This window comes from Rhizobacter sp. P2_D12 (assembly GCF_056404395.1).
On the sequence record NZ_JBFUEB010000298.1, the window covers coordinates 1 to 1,327 of the forward strand.

At 70.0% G+C, this 1,327-nt stretch carries 1 protein-coding gene; it reads left to right on the plus strand.

Annotation, left to right across the window (positions count from 1 at the left end; all coding sequences use genetic code 11):
* Window positions 1–1,320, plus strand: a 1,320-nt coding sequence (locus tag AC1DYN_RS32585; RefSeq protein ID WP_477966951.1) for a glycoside hydrolase family 2 TIM barrel-domain containing protein, incomplete at its 5' end; no start/stop codon positions are given.
* Between the last annotated feature and the right edge of the window lie 7 nt (window positions 1,321–1,327).

Consider the following 1,327-nt stretch of genomic DNA (forward strand, 5'->3'; position numbering starts at 1 on the left):
CCCCAGGCCGATGCGCGCGACGCGCTGCTGATCAAGCGCTACGGCTTCGACTTCGTGCGCCTGTCGCACTATCCGCAGTCGCCGGCTTTCATGCGCGCGGCCGACGAACTGGGGCTCATGGTGCTGCCGGCGATCCCCGGCTGGCAGTTCCACAACCCGGACCCGGCGTTTGCGCGCCAGGTGGTGCAGACCTGCGCCGACATGGTCCGGCGCGACCGCAACCACCCGAGCGTCGTGGCCTGGGAATGTTCGCTCAACGAGACGCAGATGCCGGACCCGTTGATCAAGGCGCTGCACGCGACCGTGCACGCCGAATACCCGGGCGACCAGGCCCACTCGGCCGGCTGGGTGCCGCAGACCTATGACCTGTACCTGCAGGCGCGCCAGCACCGGATCGGCAGCAAGCATCCGCTGCCGGCCAAGCCGCTGATCGTTTCCGAATACGGCGACTGGGAGTACTACGCGATGAACGCGGGCTTCAATCAAACCGCCTGGGCCGACCTCAAGCCGGCTGACCGCTCCAGTCGCCAGGGCCTGGGGCAGGGCGAAGCGCGCCTGCTGCAGCAGGCCCGCAACGTGGCCGAGGCCCGTGACGACAATGCCGCCACGCCGGCCTTCGCCGACGGCTACTGGGTCATGTTCGATTACGCGCGCGGCTATGCGCCCGATCTGGAAGAGTCGGGTGCGCTGAGCATCGAGCGCCTGCCCAAGTTCACGGCCCAGTTCTTCCGTTCGCAGCGCAGCGCAATGGAGCGCTCACCGCAGTGGGGCGGCGGCCCGATGGTCTTCATCGCCAGTTACTGGCAAGCCGGTTCGGCGCCGCGCGTGCGGGTGTTCTCGAATGCCGGCGAAGTCGAGTTGCGCCTGAACGGCAAGCCGGTGGGCCGCCAGAAGAGCGGGCCGTCGGCAGCGCACCCGCACCTGGCGCATCCTCCGCTGGAATTCGAGACGGGCGGGTTCGTTCCCGGCGAACTGGTGGCGCGCGCGTATACCAAGGGCCGCGTCGTGGCTGAGCACCGCGTGCGCACGCCGGAAGCGCCGGCAACGCTGACGCTGGAACTCGACGACATGGGCGTGCCGGTGGCCGAGGGCGACCTGGTGTTCCTGCGCGCACGCGTGCTCGACGCCCGCGGCACGACGGTGCCTGCGAGCGGCCGCGACGTCGCGTTCTCCGCAATCCAGGGCGCGCAGATCGTCGGCAGCGCCGTCGCGCCGCTCGAAGCAGGCGTCGCCAGTGTGCTGGTGCGCGTGACGGGGCCACGCGCCAGAGTCGCTGCGCAGGCCCAGCTAGGCGTGCTGACAGGCAGCCTCGAACGCTGAGCAGCAC